This is a genomic window from Mycobacterium sp. SMC-14 (genome assembly GCF_046250075.1).
GTDB lineage: Bacteria > Actinomycetota > Actinomycetes > Mycobacteriales > Mycobacteriaceae > Mycobacterium.
Genome location: NZ_CP176429.1, coordinates 1670921 through 1689234 on the forward strand (window position 1 = coordinate 1670921; position 18314 = coordinate 1689234).

Consider the following 18314-nt stretch of genomic DNA (forward strand, 5'->3'; position numbering starts at 1 on the left):
GCCCACAGCGCGGCCCCGCCCTCGCCGAACGTGCATTCAGCGCGAGGAAAGGGGCAAAAAATCAGGCTCAGTGCACGCTCGGTGCGGCGGAGGGGCCAGGACCGGCCGAGAGGCGCCCGGATTTCCGGCCCGCCTCCTATAGGGGTAACCTAACGCAGGGAAATTAGGGCAGCCTTTACTAATACTTGCGAGGGGATCGGATGGCCGTCGACGACACCTCGGCCGTCGCGCAGTTCCCCTCCTGGATCGGGCGCTTTCCCGGGCCCGGCGCTCCCACTTTGGTCTTCCCGCACGCCGGCGGAACCGCGGTCAACTACCGACCCCTGGCGCTGGCCCTGGCCGCCGGTGCCGACACCTACGTCATGCAATATCCGCAGCGTGCCGACCGTTTCCGCGAACCGGCCGCCGAAACCCTGCCGGAGCTGGCCCGCAGCCTGTTCGACGCCGCGCCCTGGCACCAGCTCGGGCCGCTGCGCCTGTTCGGGCACAGCATGGGCTCGCTGGTCGCGTTCGAGTTCGCCCGGCTCGCCGAAGAGCGCGGCATCGAGATCCAGCGGCTGTGGGCCTCGGCCGCGCCCGCGCCCGGCCTGGTGGCCGGCCTGCGCAAGGTGCCCACCGGCGACGCGGACCTGCGCGCCGAACTCGCCCAATTGGGCGGCACCGACCCGCGCATTCTGGCCGACGAGGAATTCCTCACCCTGCTGTTGACCCCGGTGCGCTCGGACTACCTGGCGTTCAACCGCTACCAGTGCGCACCCGAGGCGACCATCAGCGCCGACATCATGGTGCTCGGTGGCCGCTCCGACGACCGGGTCGGAGCCGACCTGCTGGAACGCTGGGCCGACCACACCACCGGCGCCTGCGCGATGTCGCTCTACGACGGCGGGCACTTCTACCACTACGAGCACATCGAGACCTTGGCGAAGCGGATCATCGCCGATGAATGATCGGCGCGAGGACCCGGTCGTCATCACCGGCCTCGGCGTCGAGGCTCCCGGCGGGATCGACACGGCCGAGCAGTACTGGTCACTGCTGGCCGACGGCCGCGAGGCGCTGAGCACCATCCCCGAGGACCGGGACTGGGCGGTGCGCGAACTCATCGAGGGATCGCACCGTGAGGGCTTCAAGCCGATCTGCAACGCGGGCGGATTCCTCTCCGGCGCCGCCGAATTCGACCCCGGATTCTTCGGTATCGCGCCACGCGAGGCCGTCGCTATGGACCCGCAGCAGCGAGTGGCGCTGCGGGTGGCATGGCGCGCCCTGGAAGATGCCGGCATCAATCCCGACGAGCTCACCGGCCACGACGTCGGCGTGTACCTGGGCGCGTCGGTCACCGGCTACGGCCCGGACATGGCGCAGTTCAGCGCGCACAGCGGTCACTTGCTGCCCGGCACCGCACTGTCGGTGATCTCCGGCCGGATCGCCTACACCCTGGGGCTGGCCGGCCCGGCGATCACCGTCGACACCTCCTGTTCGTCGGCGCTGTCCGCGTTGCACCTGGCGGTGCAGGCGATTCAGACCGGTGACACCGACATGGCGCTCGCCGGCGGGGTATGCGTGATGGGCTCGCCCGGCTTCTTCGTCGAGTTCTCCAAACAGCACGCGCTCTCCGACGACGGCCATTGCCGGCCCTACAGTGCCGCCGCCACCGGAACGGTGTGGGCCGAAGGTGCCGGAATCTTTGTGCTGCAACGAAAATCGGCCGCGCTGCGCGACCGCCGGCACATCTACGGCGAGATCCTGGCCAGTCGGCTCAACCAGGACGGTCACACCACCGGCCTGCTCACGCCCAGCGAGGCGGCCCAGCAGCGACTGTTCCGCCACGCCCTGGCCGATGCCGGCGTGCACCCCGGCCAGGTCGGGATGATCGAGGGCCACGGAACCGGAACTCGGGTCGGGGATCCCGTGGAACTGCGGTCGCTGATCAGCGTTTACGGCACCGACACGACGACCGGCGCCGGCCCACGGCTCGGTTCGGTCAAATCCAACATCGGGCATACCCAGGCCGCGGCCGGGGCGCTCGGGTTGACCAAGGTGCTCCTGGCCGCCGAGCACCAGGCGATCCCACCCACCCTGCACGTCCGCGACGGCTGGCACGACGGCATCGACTGGGACGGGCACCCGATCACGCTGGCCGAGACCATCACCGCCTGGCCGGCGAACGAGGGCCGCCGGATCGGCTCGGTGTCGGCGTTCGGGATGAGCGGCACCAACGCGCACCTGATCGTCGGGGTGGACGAGGTCGCGCCGTGCTGAACAGCCACCCGACCACCCTGCCCGACGGCCGGATCCCCGTGCTGATCTCGGCACACGCCCGCGACCTGGTGGCTGCCGAGGCCGGCGCGCTGGCGCGTTACCTGCACACGCATTCCGCCGGGGTCGAGGCGGTCGCCCAGACGCTGCGGGCCACCCGTCCGGTGCGCCGCTATCGCGCGGTGATCCGGGCCCGCGATACCGCCGAGCTCATCGCCGGCCTGGACGCCGTCTACCGCGGCGTCGAACACCCGCTGGTGGCCCGGTCGCATCAACCCGAGGCCGCTCGCACCGCTTTCGTGTTCCCGGGCCAGGGGAACCAGTGGCCCGGCATGGGAGCCGAGCTGCTCGGCCTCGCGGCCTACCGCGCCGAGGCGGACCGCTGCCATGACGCCTTCTTGCGTGCCGGGCACGCTTCGCCGCTGAGCTACCTGCGCGGCACCGATGACACCGACCCGGTGGTGGTGCAGGCCGCCCAGTTCACCCACGCCGCGGCACTGGCCGCCACCTGGCGGCACTTCGGAGTGCTTCCCGACATCACCGTGGGCCACAGCCTCGGGGAGCTGGCCGCCGCCTACACCGCCGGCGTGGTGGATTTGGATGCCGCGGTGGCGGTGGTGGCCGCACGGGCACAGCTGACCGACCTGCTGGCCGCCGACGCCCCAGTCCGGTTCGGCATGGCGATGATCGCCCTGAGTGCCGACGCCGCCGCCGATATGATCGCCGCAACCCCCGGGTGGCTGGAGCTGTCGGTGGTCAACGGCCCCGAATCGGTGGTCGTCTCCGGCGAATTACCGGCGATACAGCACATTCTGGAGTCCGCCGGCCGGCGCGGAATCTTCGCCCGCGAACTCCCGGTGCGCTATCCGGCGCACACCAGCGCCCTGGAGCCGTTGCGAGACCAGTTGACCGGGAAGCTTCCCGATGCTCAATTCCACAGCGCCCCAGTGGAATTCATCGGGTCGGTGTACGGCGGACCGATCCCGCTCGCGGCAACGTTCCGCCAGTACTGGTTCGACAATCTGCGCCGGCAGGTTCGGTTCGACCTGGCTGCCGCAGCCGCGGTGGCGCGCGGTGTTACGACGTTCATCGAGATGTCAGCGCATCCGACCCTGCTGGTGGCGCTCGCGGACTCGGTCGGGCCCGCCCAAGTGCTGGGCAGCACCGACCGTGACCAGTCGTCCGGCGAGGCACTGGCGGCCAACATCGCAGCCGCGGCGATCGTCGACCCCGGCTACCGCTGGCGCGACTTTGTGTCGGATGCTCCTGCGCTGCTGCGGCATTTTCCGCACGCACCGATGCACACCAACCGGCTATGGGCAGGCACGGAAACGTCCGCGCCGCGCCATCGGATGCCGGTGGTCATGACCGAACGCTGGCTGCCGGTCACCGAGCCGGGCCAGCGGCCCACGCGGGTGGCCGTCATCGACTACTCCGGGCAATCGCCTGAGCTGACCGCGCAATTGGCGGCGGAGTTGGACGTCGAAGTGGTGGACCCGGCCGCCGCCGAATTCCTGCTTCTGGTCGCTCCGCTCGCCGGCGCGGTCGATATCACCACCGCAGCAACCGAGTTCGCCGGGAACGCGGTTGGTCAAACCGCCCTTCAGCCAGGACAGAACTGCCGCCGGGTATGGCTGCTGACCCGCGGCGCCGAGTATCTCGATGGTGATCCGCCACCGAGCCCAGGTGCCGCGGCGTTGGCTGCGCTGCACCGCAGCACAGGATTCGACTACCCGGACCACACATTCGCGCACCTCGATCTGCCGGTGCAGCCGACTGCCGCCGACCTGCGAGCCGCGGGTGCCGCACTCTGGTTGACCGACACCGAGGTGGCAGTACGTGCCGGAGGCCTGGCGGCCCGTCGATTTGTCGAGTCCGCTTGTGCTGCGACGGTGCCTACGGTCCCGGAGACCGTGGTGATCAGCGGCGGCACCGGTGCCATCGGAATGGCCTACGTGGCGTTCTGCGCCGACCACGGCGCACGCGATATCGTCCTGCTCAGCCGCAGCGGGGCCAGTGATGCCATTGCCGCGCAGTTGGATGCGCTGCGTGCGCGTACCGGGGCGCGTATCACCGCGATCCGCTGCGACATCACCGACGGGGCCGCAGTCGCGGCGGTCATCGCGCAGTACCGGCCCGGTCCGGCCGGCCTGCTGGTGCATACGGCGTCGGCAGAGGCCGTGGCCGCGTCGCAGATTACGGCTGATGCAGTTCGGGACGCGTTCGGCGCCAAGGTGATCGGATTGAACAACCTGGCACGGCACTGGCCGCTGGACGCCGACGCACGCGTGCTGGTTTGCTCCTCGGTACTGGCGCTGTGGGGCGGCTCGGGACACGGGCTCTACGCGGCGGCCAACCGGATGGCCGACACGCTGGTGGGACAGCTGCGAGCCCAGGGCCTGGGTGCCACCTCAATCCGCTGGGGACTGTGGCGCAGCGTGGCCGTGGTCAGCGGCGAGGAGAAGGACCGGATCGCCCGAACCGGCCTCACCCCGATGCTCCCGGAGGCCGCGATCACCGCCGGACTTCTTGCCGCGCCGGACGACCCGGCGATCCTGGCCGCCGATTTCGATCGACTGGCCGTGTTCTTCGACAGCCAGGGCGTGCCCTCGCCCTTCGACGAATCACTGACCGTCGCAACGGCGGATGGGCAGGCCGATCGCCCGATCGGTGAGATGGTGGTCGACGAACTGGTGACGGTGCTTGGCTTGGAAGGCCCCGACGACATCGACATGCACCGGGCCCTGGTCGATCTCGGCCTGGATTCACTGCTCGCACTGGACCTGCGCAAGCGCTTGGGGCGGGCCACCGGCCTGCGTGTGGCGCTCGGCCCACTGCTGGCTGGAATGACCGGAGCCCAGCTGACGGCGGCGCTGCGTGATGACGCAGCGCCGGCCGCGGCTACGGAAAGGACTGTGTTCACCCATGACTGACGCCGTCGACCAGGCGACCGACGCCAACGAGCTGCGGCTGGAACTGTTGCGCCGTCGACTCGCCGAACGCGGGCTCGCTGCCACGTCGGCATCTTCGGAGCCGGATTCCGGGCCGACCAATGGGTCTGGGCCGCTGACCATGAGTGACGGACAGCGCCGGATGTGGTTCGTGCAGGCCCTTGACCCGGACGGCGCGTTGGCCAACATCTCGGTCTCCTACCGGCTGAACGGCCCGCTGGACGGCGCCCGGCTGCAGGCCGCGCTGGCCGCTGTGGCCGCGCGCCACCCGGTGCTGCGCACCGTCTATTCCGTCGACGACGCGGGCGAACCGCACCCGGTGATCGCCGAGGTCACACCTGGCTTTGCCACCCACGACCTGTCCGACCTTGCCGAACAGGCCCGGGCGCTGCGGCTGGAAGTACTGGCTCAGCGAGAATTCGGCACCCCGTTCCGGCTGGACGCCGATGCACCGCTGCGGCTCACCCTGATCCGGGTTGCACCAGACGAACACATTCTGCTGCTGGTAGCCCACCACATCGCCTGGGATGACGACTCCTGGGCGGTCTTCTTCGCCGACCTCACGGCCGCCTATGCCGACCCGGAACAGTTCGCCACCCGCCCGTCCGTACCGCATCCGGTCGCACCGGCAGGCTCCGGCCACGAAGCGGAGCTGAAGTACTGGCGCACTCTGCTGGCGGACCCGCCGGATCCCCTGGAGCTGCCCGGCCCGCACGGCTCGGCGATACCCAGCACGCTGCGCGCCGGATTGTGCACCCGCACCCTGCCCGCCGAATTGATGGCCGGGATCGCCGATCTGGCGCGCAGCAACGGCGCTACGCCCTACATGGTGATCGCCGCGGCGTTGTCCGCTCTGATCCAGCGCTATACCGCCACCGACGACTTCCTCATCGCCTCACCGGTGCTCAACCGCACCGCCGGGACCGAAGGGGCCATCGGCTACTTCGGCAACACCGTGGTGCTGCGCGCCCGGGTCGTCGCCGCGGACCGCTTCAACGAACTGCTGGCTCGGACCCGAGACGCCGCACTGGGGGCATTCGGCCACCAGGGCATCAACCTCGACCGGGTGGTGCGCGAACTCAACCCGGATCGCCGGCACGGGGGAGTGGAACGACTCACCCGGCTCAGTTTCGGTTTCCGCTCGACACAGGGCGGCGGATTCCAGCCGGATGGGATCACCTGCACGCGGGCCGATTACCGCGGCAAGGTCGCCCAGCTGCCGCTGGGGATCATGGTGGAGGCCGACGCTGACGGCGCTTTGATCGAGGCCGAATACCTGCACGACGTGCTCGACGAGGGATTGGTCGAGCAGTTGCTGCGCCACCTGGTGCAGCTGCTGTCCGCCGCCGTGGCACAGCCCCAGACGACCGTCGGCGAGCTGGACATCCTCGGCGATGACGACCGGGCCTGGCTGGACGCGATTTCCCGCGGACCCGACTTCGTCCCGCCCCCAGAGGCGCCGGCCACCCTGGGTTCACTGGTGGCCGACCGGGCCGCGGCCACGCCGAACGCCATCGCCGTCGTCGACGACCATGGCAAATACAGCTACGCCGAGATCAACGCGCGCGCCAACCGGATCGCACACCACCTGATCGCGGCCGGCATCGGCACCGAAGACAAGGTCGCGGTGCTGTTCGGCCGCTCGACGGATCTGGTGGTCACCGCCTTGGGTATCGCCAAAGCCGGCGCCGCCTACGTTCCTGTCGATCCCGAATACCCGCCGGACCGCATCGAATTCATCCTCGGTGACGCCCGTCCGTCGATCGTGCTGCGTGAACCGCTGACCGCGGACGATCTGGCCGGCCAGCCCGACACCGACCCGACCGACGCCGAGCGGGTGCGCCCGCTGCGGCCAGAGAATCTGGCCTACCTGATCTACACCTCGGGTTCGACCGGGTTGCCCAAGGGTGTCGAGGTCTCCCACGCGCCGATCACCGAGTACCTGGTCTGGTTCGGCGGCGAGTACGGCATCGACGACACCGACGTTCTGTTGCAGGTCGCCTCGCCGAGCTTTGACGTGTCGATAGGCGAACTGTTCGGAACCCTGGGAAACGGTGCCCGGCTGGTCATTCCACGCCCGGACGGTCTTCGCGACATCGGCTACCTGACCGACCTGCTGCAGCGCGAAGGCGTCACCGCCATGCACTTCGTGCCGTCACTGCTGGGCCTGTTCCTGTCGCTGCCCGGCGTGAATCAGTGGCGCACCCTGCGCCGTATCCCGATCGGTGGCGAACCGTTGCCGGGCGAACTCGCAGACAAGTTCCACGCCACCTTCGATGCCCTGCTGCATAACTTCTACGGCCCCACCGAGACCGTGGTGAACTCTTCCCGATTCAAGGTGGAAGGACCCCAGGGCAACCGGATCGCGCCGATCGGCAGCCCGAACATCAACACCACCATGTGGCTGCTCGACGACGCCTTGGCGCCGGTGCCGGTCGGAGTGATCGGCGAGATCTACATCGGCGGAACACATGTCGCTCGCGGCTACTTCGACCGTCCCGGCCTGACCGCCGAGCGGTTCGTCGCCGACCCGTGGACGCCTGGCCAGCGGCTGTACCGCACCGGGGATCTGGCCCGCCGTAATGCCGCCGGCGACCTGGAGTTCATCGGCCGCGCCGACGACCAGGTCAAGGTCCGTGGCTTCCGGATCGAACTCGGAGAGGTGGCCTCGGCCATCTCGGTGGATCCGAGTGTCGGCCAGTGCGTGGTGGTGGTCTCGGACCTTCCCGGGTTGGGCCGCAGCCTGGTCGCCTATCTGACCCCCGCCGGCCCGGGCGCCGGGGAAGACTCCGTCGAGATTCCGCGGATCCGGGCCCGGGTGGCCGCGGCGTTGCCGGAATATATGGCGCCGTCCGCGTACGTCGTGGTCGACGACATCCCGATCACCGCGCACGGCAAGATCGACCGCGCTGCGTTGCCCGACCCGCAGCCGATCGAGAGCACGCCCTACCGGGAACCGCAGACCGACACCGAACACGTGGTGGCGCAACTGTTCGCGCAACTGCTCTCCCGCGACCAGGTGGGTGCCGACGACTCGTTCTTCGACCTTGGCGGTCACTCGCTGCTGGCCACCAAACTGGTCGCGGCGATCCGGGCCCGCTGCGAGGTGGAGATCGGCATCCGGGAGATCTTCGAGGCCAGCACGGTGGCCCGACTGGCCGCCGCGATCGACCGGGCCCCCGCCGCGCAACCCGACGGGGCCGGGCGACCGCCGCTGGTCGCGGTACCGCGCTCTGGGAATCTCCCGGTCTCGGCGTCCCAGTTGCGGACCTGGTTCGCCTACCGACTGGACCCGAATGCCACCGGCGACAACATTCCGCTGTCGGCCCGGCTCACCGGGCCCTGCGACACCGCCGCGCTGACCGCCGCGATCGGTGACATGGTGGCCCGCCACGACAGTCTGCGCACCACGTTCCGCGAGATCGACGGTCTGCCGCATCAGGTGATCAATGCGCCCGCGGCGGTACCGGTGACCGAACTGCAGTGTCCCGAAACCGATCCGGGTCCCGTCACGGAGTGGACGCGAGCCCGGCTCGACGAACAGCGCGCTATCGCATTCGACCTGGAACGGGATTGGCCGATCCGGGCGGCACTGCTGCACCTGCCCGGCGAGGAACGGGTGCTTTCCCTGGTGGTGCACCACATCGCCGCCGACCACTGGTCGGTCGAGGTGCTCTTCACCGATCTGCTGATCGCCTACCGATCCCGTGCCGCCGGTTCCGCGCCGGCATGGGAGCCGCCGGCGTTGCAGTACGCGGACTTCGCGCATTGGCAGGGCGAACTGCTGCGTGACGAGTCCGGGTTGATCGAGGCGCAACGCCGCTATTGGATCGAGCAGCTGGCCGATCTGGCCGACGACACTGGACCGCGGCCGGACTTTCCCCGCCCCGCCACCGCGAACGGCTCCGGCGACTCGGTCGCATTCAGCGTCCCCCCGCAGGTGCGGGCCGGGCTGGCGGCGCTGGCCCGCGAGACCGGCGCCACCGAGTTCATGGTGGTGCAGTCCGCGGTCGCGGTGCTGATGCATCTGGCCGGCAGCGGCGACGACATCCCGCTCGGCGTACCGATCGCCGGACGTACCGACAACGCACTGGACAACCTGGTCGGGTTCTTTGTCAACATCGTGGTGCTGCGAAACCGGTTGTCCGGCAACCCGACACTGCGCGAGGTCGTCACCCGGGCGCGGGAAGCCGCGCTGGGCGCCTACGCACATGCCGACCTGCCGTTCGACCGGCTGGTGGAGGCCCTCAACCCGGTCCGCACGCTGTCGCGTAACCCGCTGTTTCAGGTGGTGGTCCACGTCCGCGAGGCCGCCGACGTCACCCACGTCATCGACAGTGGGCCCGACGGGGACCTGGTCTTCCGCACCGTGATGCCCACCTTCGACATCGCCCATGCCGACTTGTCGGTGAATCTGTTCACCACAGCGGACTCCGACCGGGAAGGCTATGACGGACATCTGATCTACCGCACCGACCTCTACGAGCGCGCCACCGTGGCGCGACTGGCCGACTGGCTGGGCCGGGTGCTGGCGACCATGGCAGGCGATCCGGGACGGGCGCTGCGCGACATCAGCCTGGTCGACGAGGAGCAACGCGAGCGCATCCTGCAGCGGTGGAGCCGCGGTGCCGAGATTCCCGCGGGCGATCCGCAAACCATCGCCGAGGTGCTGGCGCCCAGCCGCAGCTTCGACGGCGTCGCCGTGCGATGCGCCGGAGCCGAACTCAGCTACCCACAGCTGCATTCCCGCTCTAACCGGCTTGCCGAGCTGTTGATCGCCGCCGGCGTGGAGCCCGGAACCCTGGTGGGTCTGTCGGTGCGCCGCGACCTGGATCTGCCGGTGGCACTGGTCGGCATCATGAAGGCCGGCGCCGGCTACTTCCCGCTGGACCCGAGCTATCCGAGCCAGCGACTCGAGTTCATGATCGACGACGTCGCGCCGAAAGTGATCCTGGTCAGCGCTGCCACCCGGGATGCGATTCCGGCAAGGGACGGTGTCACGCTGCTGTGCCTGGACGACGCCGATGTGCAGGAGGAGCTGACCAAAGACGTTGCCGGGGTAAATCTTCCGGTGCCGCACCCCGATGACCCGATGTATCTGGTGTTCACCTCCGGATCCACCGGCATGCCCAAGGGTGTGCTCGGTACCCACCGGTCGATGAGCGCACGCCTGAACTGGCAGATCGCCCACTACCCGGTCACCGGCGAGGACATCCGGCTGGCCCAGTCGTCGATGACGTTCCTGGAAGGCGGCATGGAGATGCTGGCCGGGCTGGCCGTTGGGGCGACGCTGATTCTGGCCGACGACGACGAGTTCCGTAACCCCGAAGCACTGGCACGGCTGATCGTGGACGAGCGGGTGGCTCAGGTGACTGCGGTGGCGAGCCTGATCTCGGTGCTGGCGGAATCGCATGAACCCGGCGGTTCAGCGAGGCTCGACGTAGGAGAGCCGAAGCTGGGACCGCCGCATGAACCCGGCGGTTCAGCGAGGCTCGACGAAGGAGAGCCGAAGCTGGGACCGCCGCATGAACCCGGCGCACTGCGCGGGCTGCGAAGGCTGGTGTGCAGCGGTGAGCCCGTCTCGGCGGACCTGCTGGCCCGGCTGGGCGGGGCGCTGGATCCGAACGCTCAGCTGCTCAACAACTTCGGTGCCACCGAGACCTCCGGCGCGGTGGTGCGCGGTGAACTGGAGCCGCCAACACCGAAGCTGGGCCGGCCCACGCCCGGGTCGCAGGCCTACCTGCTCGACGACGCACTGCAGCCGGTGCCGCCCGGGGTGGTCGGCGAGGTCTACTACGCGGGCCCGCAGATCGTCCGCGGCTACTGGAAGCGGCCGGGACTGACCTCGACCCGCTTCGTCGCGAACCCGTTCTCCAACGCTTCCGGCGACCGGCTCTACCGCAGTGGTGACCGGGCCCGTTGGACCGTCGACGGAGTACTCGAATTTGTTGGCCGCACCGACCACCAGGTCAAGGTGCGTGGCTTCCGGGTGGAGCTGGCCGAAGTGGAGGCCGCGTTGCGCGGCGCACCGGGAGTGGCGATGGCCGCCGCCCGTACCTGGGACCAGCGCGGTGTCACCACGCTGGCCGGCTATCTGGTACCTGCGACCCCGGTCTCCGACGCGGCGGAGTTCATCGCGTCGGTGCGTGCGGCAGTCGCCGCAACGCTTCCCGGCTACATGGTCCCGTCATCGCTGACGGTCCTTGACTCCATGCCGTTGACCGACTCCGGGAAGCTGAACCGGCCCGCGCTGCCGCAGCCGGCGGTGGCCACGCGCGGGGAATCGGACCCACCGGTCACCGCCACCGAACAGACCCTGGTCGGAATCTGCGCCGAGCTCCTGGGTGTAGCGGCAATCGGGCGTAGTGACGGCTTCTTCGAGCTCGGCGGCGACAGCATCCTGTCGGTGCAGCTGGCTGCGCGGGCGCGCGCGGCGGGGCTGGACGTCGACCCGCGGATGATCTTCGAGCACCCCACGTTCGCCGAACTGGCCGCCGCAGTCGACGCTGCGGCCGCGGCCGGTGGCACCCCAGCAGCTGCCGACACGGCGTTTGAGCCGATGAGCGTCTCGGGTCTGAGCAGCGACGCGCTGGCCGATCTGACCGCGGCATGGGGTGATTCGCCGTGACCGAGACTGCATCTGCGCGGGGCACTGCGGCTCCCGCGGCGATCGAGGATGTGCTGGCGCTCTCCCCACTGCAGCAGGGATTGTTCTCGCTGGCCAAACTCGCCACCGATGACGGGGGCGGGGTGGACGGTGTCGACGTCTACACCGTGCAGTTCGTCATCGATATCGAGGGCGCCGTCGACCCCGGGCTGTTGCGGCGCAGTGCCGAGGCGATGCTGGTCCGCCACGCCAACCTGCGGGCGTCATTCTGGGACGTCGACCTGCCGCACCCGGTGCAGATCATCCCGGCGACAGCGGTGCTTCCGTGGCGGGAGATCCTAGCTGCGCCAACTGAATTCGATGAGATCGCACGAATCGAACGCACCACGAACTTCGATTTGGCCCGCGGACCGCTGCTGCGCTTCGTGCTGGCCCAGTCCGCTCCCGAGCGGTACCGGCTGATCCTCACCGTGCACCACCTGCTGCTCGACGGATGGTCGATGGCGGTGTTCTTCGACGAAATGGTGGCGATCTACCGTGCCGGCGGCGTCGACCCGCTGCCGGCGCCGCGCCCCTACCGTGACTACATCGGCTGGCTGGCAAGCCAAGACACCGACGCCGCTGTCGCGGCCTGGCGCGACTACCTGGTCCCGCTGAGCGCCCCGACCATGCTGGCCGGTGGTGAGCGAGCCGCCGTGGGCAGCGCCGTCCCGCAGACCCACGAGGTAGCGCTGGACAGCGACGCCACCGCGCGCCTGACGGAGTGGGCCCGTCGGCATGGGCTGACGCTGAACACCGTGCTGCAGTTCGCCTGGGCGGTACTGCTCGGCCGACTCACCGACCGGACCGACATGGCGTTCGGCGCGGTGGTGTCGGGTCGCCCACAACAGCTCACCGGCGTCGAAACCATGGTCGGCCTGTTCATCAACACCGTCCCGGTGGCCGCGTCGACACCGCCGCGCGCCGAGGTGGTCGCCACCTGCCAAGCGCTCCAACGCGACACCGCGGCCATGCGCGACCTGGGCTACCTGAGCCTGTCGACGGTGCAGCGGGCCAGCGGCAACGCGGTGTTCGACACCCTGCTGGTCTTCGAGAATGCGCCCATCGGCTCGGCGTCGGCCGGGGTCACCACCCCCGATGGGGTGCGCTTCATCCCGGTCACGGTCGAAAGTCTGACGCACTATCCGCTGACCCTGGTCAGCTATCCACCCCGCGACGGCCGGCTTACCGTGCTGCTCGAAGCGATCCCAGATGCGCTGGGGGAGTTATCGGTTCCGGATCTTGGGCAGCGGCTGCTGCAGGTGCTGCGCCAGCTGGCCGACCCGGCGCGGCCCCGCATCGCCGACTTGGACGTGCTGTTGCCTGTCGAGCGGGCCCGCATCGCCGATCGGGCGGTGGACGTGAACCCGCCCACCTCGGTTCCCGCTCTGTTCGCCGCGGCCGCCGCAGCGCACCCGGACCGTCCGGCGCTCACCGGCGAGGACCGCAGCCTGACGTACGCCGAGCTGGCGGCCGAATCCGCCGGTTTGGCGCGGGCGCTGACCGGGCGGGGGATCGGTCCCGAAGACCGGGTCGCGATAGCAATGCCCCGCTCACTGGATTCGGTCATCGCGATCCTGGCGGTGCTGCAGGCCGGGGCGGCCTACGTTCCCGTCGACATCAGCCTGCCCGAGGCGCGCATCGAATCGATTCTGCGCCAATCTGGTCCGAAGCTGACGCTGACCGTCGAACTGCTGGACGAGTTGCGTTCCGAAGACGCTGTGCAGATCGCGACTCCGCCCGTGATCCGCCCCGACTCGGCCGCCTACGTGATCTTCACCTCGGGGTCCACCGGAGAACCCAAGGGCGTCGTCGGCACCCACCGTGCGCTGGCGTCGTACTTCGCGGACCACCAGCAACGCATGTACGCGCCCGCCGTCGCGCGCCTGGGCCGCGCACTGCGCGTCGCGCACGCCTGGTCGCTGAGCTTCGACGCGAGCTGGCAGCCGCTGGTCGGCCTGCTGGGTGGTCAGAGCGTGCACCTGTTCTCCGCCGACGCGATGCGTGATGCCGAGGCGATCATCGACGGCATCCGCCGGCACCGGCTGGACATGATCGACACCTCACCGTCGATGTTCACCCAGCTGTTCGACGCCGGCCTGCTTGATGCCGGCTCGGACCACCGCCTCACCGTGCTGGCGCTGGGTGGGGAGGCGATCGCCCCGCACACCTGGGCGCGACTGCGTGCGGCGCCCTCGACGGCGGTCCACAACTGCTACGGACCCACCGAGACCACGGTGGAAGCCGTCGTGGCCGACGTCGCCGACACCGATGTTCCGGTGATCGGAGAAGCGGTGCGGGGCATGAGCGCTCACGTACTGGACTCCGCGTTGCGCGAAGTGCCTGACGGGGTGGCCGGCGAGCTGTACTTGGCTGGCGCCCAGGTCACCCGTGGCTATCTGGGTCGCGCCGGGGCGACCGCGGCTCGTTACGTCGCCGACCCGTTTCGCACCGGCGGCCGGATGTATCGCACCGGGGACCTGGTCCGGCGCCGGACGGATGGCCGCCTGGTATACCTCGGCCGTGCCGACGACCAGGTCAAGGTGCGCGGCTACCGGGTCGAGATCGCCGAGGTCGAGGCGGCACTGGTCGCGGCCACCGAGGTGACCGCCGCCGCGGTACTGCCTGTGCAAGGGCCGGCCGGCACCCAACTGGCCGGCTTTGTCACCGGCGCGCACGTGGACACCACCCGGGTGCGCGCCGAGATCGGCGCCCGGCTGCCGTCCTACCTGATACCTGCGCGGATCACCGCGGTGGAATCGATGCCGTTGACCGCCAACGGAAAACTGGACACGGAGGAGTTGGCGGCGCTGCTGGCGCAGTCCGGTCCGCTCGGCGGCGGGGTAGAGGCGGACACCGACACCGAACGCGTCCTGGTGGAACTGCTGGCCGAGGTGTTCGCCGGCCCGGAGGGCCGAGAGAATGCCGACGGTTCAGCCCCCGGCGTCGAGACCGATCTGCGTGAGCTGGGTTTGGACAGCATCGTTGCGCTGTCGATGGTGCGGGCGGCCCGCCGGCGCGGCCTGCCGTTGCGTCCGCGGACCATCTTGAGCTGCAACACGATTCGGGACGTGGCGGCGGCCTTGGACCGCGAAGCGGCCGAGGCCGACGAGGCGGCGCAGCGCGACGGGTCGCAGGCGGCCGACGGGCCGATTCCGCTGCTGCCGGCCGGCCGCTGGCTCTACCAATACGGCAGCCCACGCCGATTGGGGCAGGTCGAGGCGATCCGGCTGCCCGACGACACCGACGGCGGGCAGCTGCGGGCTGCCCTGGCCGCGATCGTCGCCGCTCATCCGCTGCTGCACACCCGACTCGACCCGGCCGAGCTGACGCTGTACCCGACCGAGCCCGTCGACATCCTGACCGAGGTCACGGTTACCTCGGCCGACCTTTCGGTGGTCACCGAGCACGGCACCCGACTGTTGGAGAGCCTGGATCCGGCGAACGGAGTCATGCTGCGGGCGGTGTGGCTGCGCGAGCCCGACGGCGCGGGAGTGCTGATGCTGTGCGGGCACGTACTGGCACTGGACCCGGTGTCGTGGCAGGTGATCCTCGGTGAACTGCACGCCGCGCTGGCCGGGGCGGATCCGCTGCCGGAGCGCAGCGGCTACCGGCGCTGGGCGGGCGCGCTGCACGAGCGTGCGCAGAGCCTGGACACGGTGGACTTCTGGGCCGCCCAGCTGGCCGGCGACGACCCGGATCTGGGTGCTCGGCGAGTCGACCCGGAACGCGATCGCGCCGGTGATCTCACGGTGTCGGTGACCGTCGCCGACCGGGTGCTGACCGCTGCGCTGTTGGCCTTGCCGGTTCCGATGCATGACCTGCTTGTTGCGGCGACCGCGCGGATGGTCACCGCCTGGCGGGCCCGCCGCGGGCAGGCCGGCGCGACACCGTTGCTGGCCTTGGAGACCCACGGGCGTGCCGAGGAGGTTGTGACCGGTGTCGATACCGTCGACATCGCCGGCCTGTTGTCCGCGATCTATCCGCTGCGGGTGGCCCAGGCAGACCCGGCCGGGGTGGCGCGCGCACTGGCGGACATCCCGGGCGGCGGAATCGACTACGGGCTGCTGGCCTACCTGCGTGCCGACACCGCCGACCGGCTGGCGGCTCAGCCGGGGCCGCAGCTGTTGCTGAACTACCTGGGCCGGGTCGACCGGGCCGGGGGCGGGCCGGCGGTGGCTCCCGACCTGATCGCCGGGCTGCCGTCGGTGCCCGAACCCGGCCAGGCGGTACGCCACGAGCTGAGCGTCTTCGCCGCGGTGGCCGACCTCGGGTCGGGGCAGGCGCTGATGACCCAATGGCGCACGTTGCCCGATATCCTCGGCGACGCCGAGATCACGGCACTGCAAGAGCTGTTCACCGACAGCCTGGGCGAGCTGGTGGAGGAACTGCGATGAGCACACTTGCGGTGGTGGGAGCCGGGGCCAAGGCCGTCGCGGTGGCCGCTAAGGCCGCAGCGCTGCGCGAGATGGGTGTCGCCGCCCCGGACGTGGTCGCCGTCGAACGCACCGAGGTCGCCGCCAACTGGCGTGCCGCCGGGGGCTGGACCGATGGTGCGCATCGGCTGGGCACCAGCCCGGAGAAGGACGTCGGCTTCCCGTACCGCTCGGCGCTGGTGGCAGGACGCAACGCCGAACTCGACGAGCGAATGACCCGCTACGGCTGGCAGTCCTATCTGATCGCCACCGGCCAGTTCGCCGAGTGGGTGGATCGGGGCCGGCCGGCCCCCACCCACTTGCGCTGGAGCCAGTATCTGCGCTGGGTGGCCGACGCGGTGCGGCTCAACGTGATTCCCGGCGAGGTGGAGCGACTGGGGGTGAACGGCGCCGGGTGGGTGCTGCACACCCGCGAAACCGAGGTCGCCGCAGATGCGGTGATGATCACCGGTCCGGGCCAGGCCGAGAAGTCGATCCTGCCTGGCAATCCGCTGGTGCTTTCCATCGCGCAGTTCTGGCACCGGGCTGCGGCCGACCGGATCAGCGCCGAGCGCGTCGCCGTCATCGGCGGCGGCGAGACCGCCGCATCGATGCTCAATGAGCTGTTCCGGCACCGGGTATCGACGATCACCGTGATCTCCCCACAGGTGACTCTGTTCACCCGAGGGGAGGGTTTCTTCGAGAACGCCCTGTTCTCCGATCCCACCGACTGGACAGCGCTGACCCTGGCCGAGCGGCGAGATGCGTTGGCCCGCACCGACCGCGGGGTGTTCTCGGCCCGGGTACAGGACGCACTGCTGGCCGACGATCGGATCCGCCACCTGCGGGGCCGGGTGGCGCACGCGGTGGCCCGCGACGGCCGGATCCGGCTGACACTGAGCACCAACCGCGGCGGCGAGAACTTCGAGACCGTCCACGGTTTTGACCTGGTCATCGATGGCTCTGGCGCGGACCCGCTGTGGTTCGTGTCGCTGTTCGGCCAGGACACCTTGGACCTGCTTGAGCTGGGCCTGGGCGGCCCGCTATCCGGTGACCGGCTGGCCGAGGCGATCGGGCACGACCTGGCCGTCACTCACGTCACCCCGAAGCTTTTCCTGCCCAACCTTGCCGGGCTCACCCAGGGGCCTGGCTTTCCCAACCTGAGCTGTTTGGGACTGCTGTCCGACCGGGTGCTGGGCGCCCACCTTTCTGCTGCGCCACCGATACCGAGGAGATCCGATGAGCACCAATCCCTTTGACGACGAAAGCGGCAGCTTCTATGTGCTGGTCAACGACGAGGAGCAGTACAGCCTGTGGCCGACGTTCGCCAATGTTCCCGCCGGGTGGCGAGTGGTCTACGGAGGTGAACAGGGCGCCGACCGCGCGGCTTGTGTGGAGTACGTCGAGCAGCACTGGAACGATCTGCGGCCCAAGAGTCTTCGTGATGCCATGGCGGCCGAACGGGGGTAGCCTGGCTCCCGAAACCGTCATTCGGAGGGGGAACCGTGACTGGAAGACTTCTACTGATCGGCGCTGCGGCGCTGGCTGTGATCGGAGTGTCCGGGTTGTTCGGGGGAGGTGTGGCTTCCGCTGAGCCGGCCGCACCGCAGGACTCCGTGGCCGGTGCGCCCCTCCCGCTGGAGCCCGCGCCGCCGACACCGGCCCCCGCCCCGGCGCCGTCCGGTGTGCCGCTGCCCACCACCGGTGAGGTGTCGGGCATGCTGACCAGGCTCAGCGACGCCGGCATCGGCTACAAGGAGAAGGCCGATCTGGTCGAGAACGGCATAACGCAGCACGAGGGGCACGGGCTCGACAGCGAGCTCCGCAGGGCCTACCGCGACGGAGAACTGCCCTACAACTTCGACGTGATCAATGTGGTGCAGACCGGCGAGGGCCAGGGGCTGGCCAACGTCACCGTCTCGGGCCCCAAGATGCCTGCGCCGCAGACCGTCCCGCTGCAGCTCGTCGACCAGGGTCGTTGGGTGCTGTCGCACGACTCGGCCACCCAGCTGATGCAGATCATGGCGGCCCACTAGCCCGCAGAACGAG

General features: G+C 69.8%; 8 protein-coding genes. All 8 read left to right on the forward strand.

What is annotated here, in order from left to right; all coding sequences use genetic code 11:
• Positions 1 to 200 precede the first annotated feature (200 nt).
• From ACKY0W_RS07920 to ACKY0W_RS07955, 8 genes are read left to right on the forward strand one after another with little or no spacing between them, the layout of a single operon-like run.
• Positions 201 to 947, forward strand: a complete 747-nt coding sequence (locus tag ACKY0W_RS07920; protein WP_406758583.1) for a thioesterase II family protein — start codon at positions 201 to 203, stop codon at positions 945 to 947.
• Positions 940 to 2256 carry a polyketide synthase gene (locus ACKY0W_RS07925; protein WP_409437095.1) on the forward strand — a complete coding sequence of 439 codons (1317 nt, stop codon included), beginning with the start codon at positions 940 to 942 and terminating at the stop codon, positions 2254 to 2256. Before ACKY0W_RS07920 ends, ACKY0W_RS07925 begins: the two co-directional genes overlap by 8 nt.
• Positions 2250 to 5186, forward strand: a complete 2937-nt coding sequence (locus tag ACKY0W_RS07930) for an SDR family NAD(P)-dependent oxidoreductase (RefSeq protein ID WP_409437096.1) — start codon at positions 2250 to 2252, stop codon at positions 5184 to 5186. Before ACKY0W_RS07925 ends, ACKY0W_RS07930 begins: the two co-directional genes overlap by 7 nt.
• Positions 5179 to 11832 carry an amino acid adenylation domain-containing protein gene (locus tag ACKY0W_RS07935; RefSeq protein WP_409437097.1) on the forward strand — a complete coding sequence of 2218 codons (6654 nt, stop codon included), beginning with the start codon at positions 5179 to 5181 and terminating at the stop codon, positions 11830 to 11832. The genes ACKY0W_RS07930 and ACKY0W_RS07935 overlap by 8 nt, the downstream gene beginning before the upstream one ends.
• A complete protein-coding gene (locus ACKY0W_RS07940; protein WP_409437098.1) occupies positions 11829 to 16247 on the forward strand; it encodes an amino acid adenylation domain-containing protein in 4419 nt (1472 codons plus the stop codon). The genes ACKY0W_RS07935 and ACKY0W_RS07940 overlap by 4 nt, the downstream gene beginning before the upstream one ends.
• Positions 16244 to 17524, forward strand: coding sequence for an NADPH-dependent L-lysine N(6)-monooxygenase MbtG (gene mbtG / locus ACKY0W_RS07945; protein WP_409437099.1), 1281 nt, complete (start codon positions 16244 to 16246; stop codon positions 17522 to 17524). The genes ACKY0W_RS07940 and mbtG overlap by 4 nt, the downstream gene beginning before the upstream one ends.
• Positions 17505 to 17735 carry an MbtH family protein gene (locus tag ACKY0W_RS07950; protein ID WP_406758589.1) on the forward strand — a complete coding sequence of 77 codons (231 nt, stop codon included), beginning with the start codon at positions 17505 to 17507 and terminating at the stop codon, positions 17733 to 17735. Before mbtG ends, ACKY0W_RS07950 begins: the two co-directional genes overlap by 20 nt.
• A gap of 35 nt (positions 17736 to 17770) precedes the next feature.
• The gene (locus ACKY0W_RS07955) at positions 17771 to 18301 is read left to right on the forward strand and encodes a hypothetical protein (RefSeq protein WP_409437100.1); all 531 of its coding nucleotides are present in this window, start codon (positions 17771 to 17773) and stop codon (positions 18299 to 18301) included.
• The last annotated feature ends 13 nt before the right edge of the window (positions 18302 to 18314 follow it).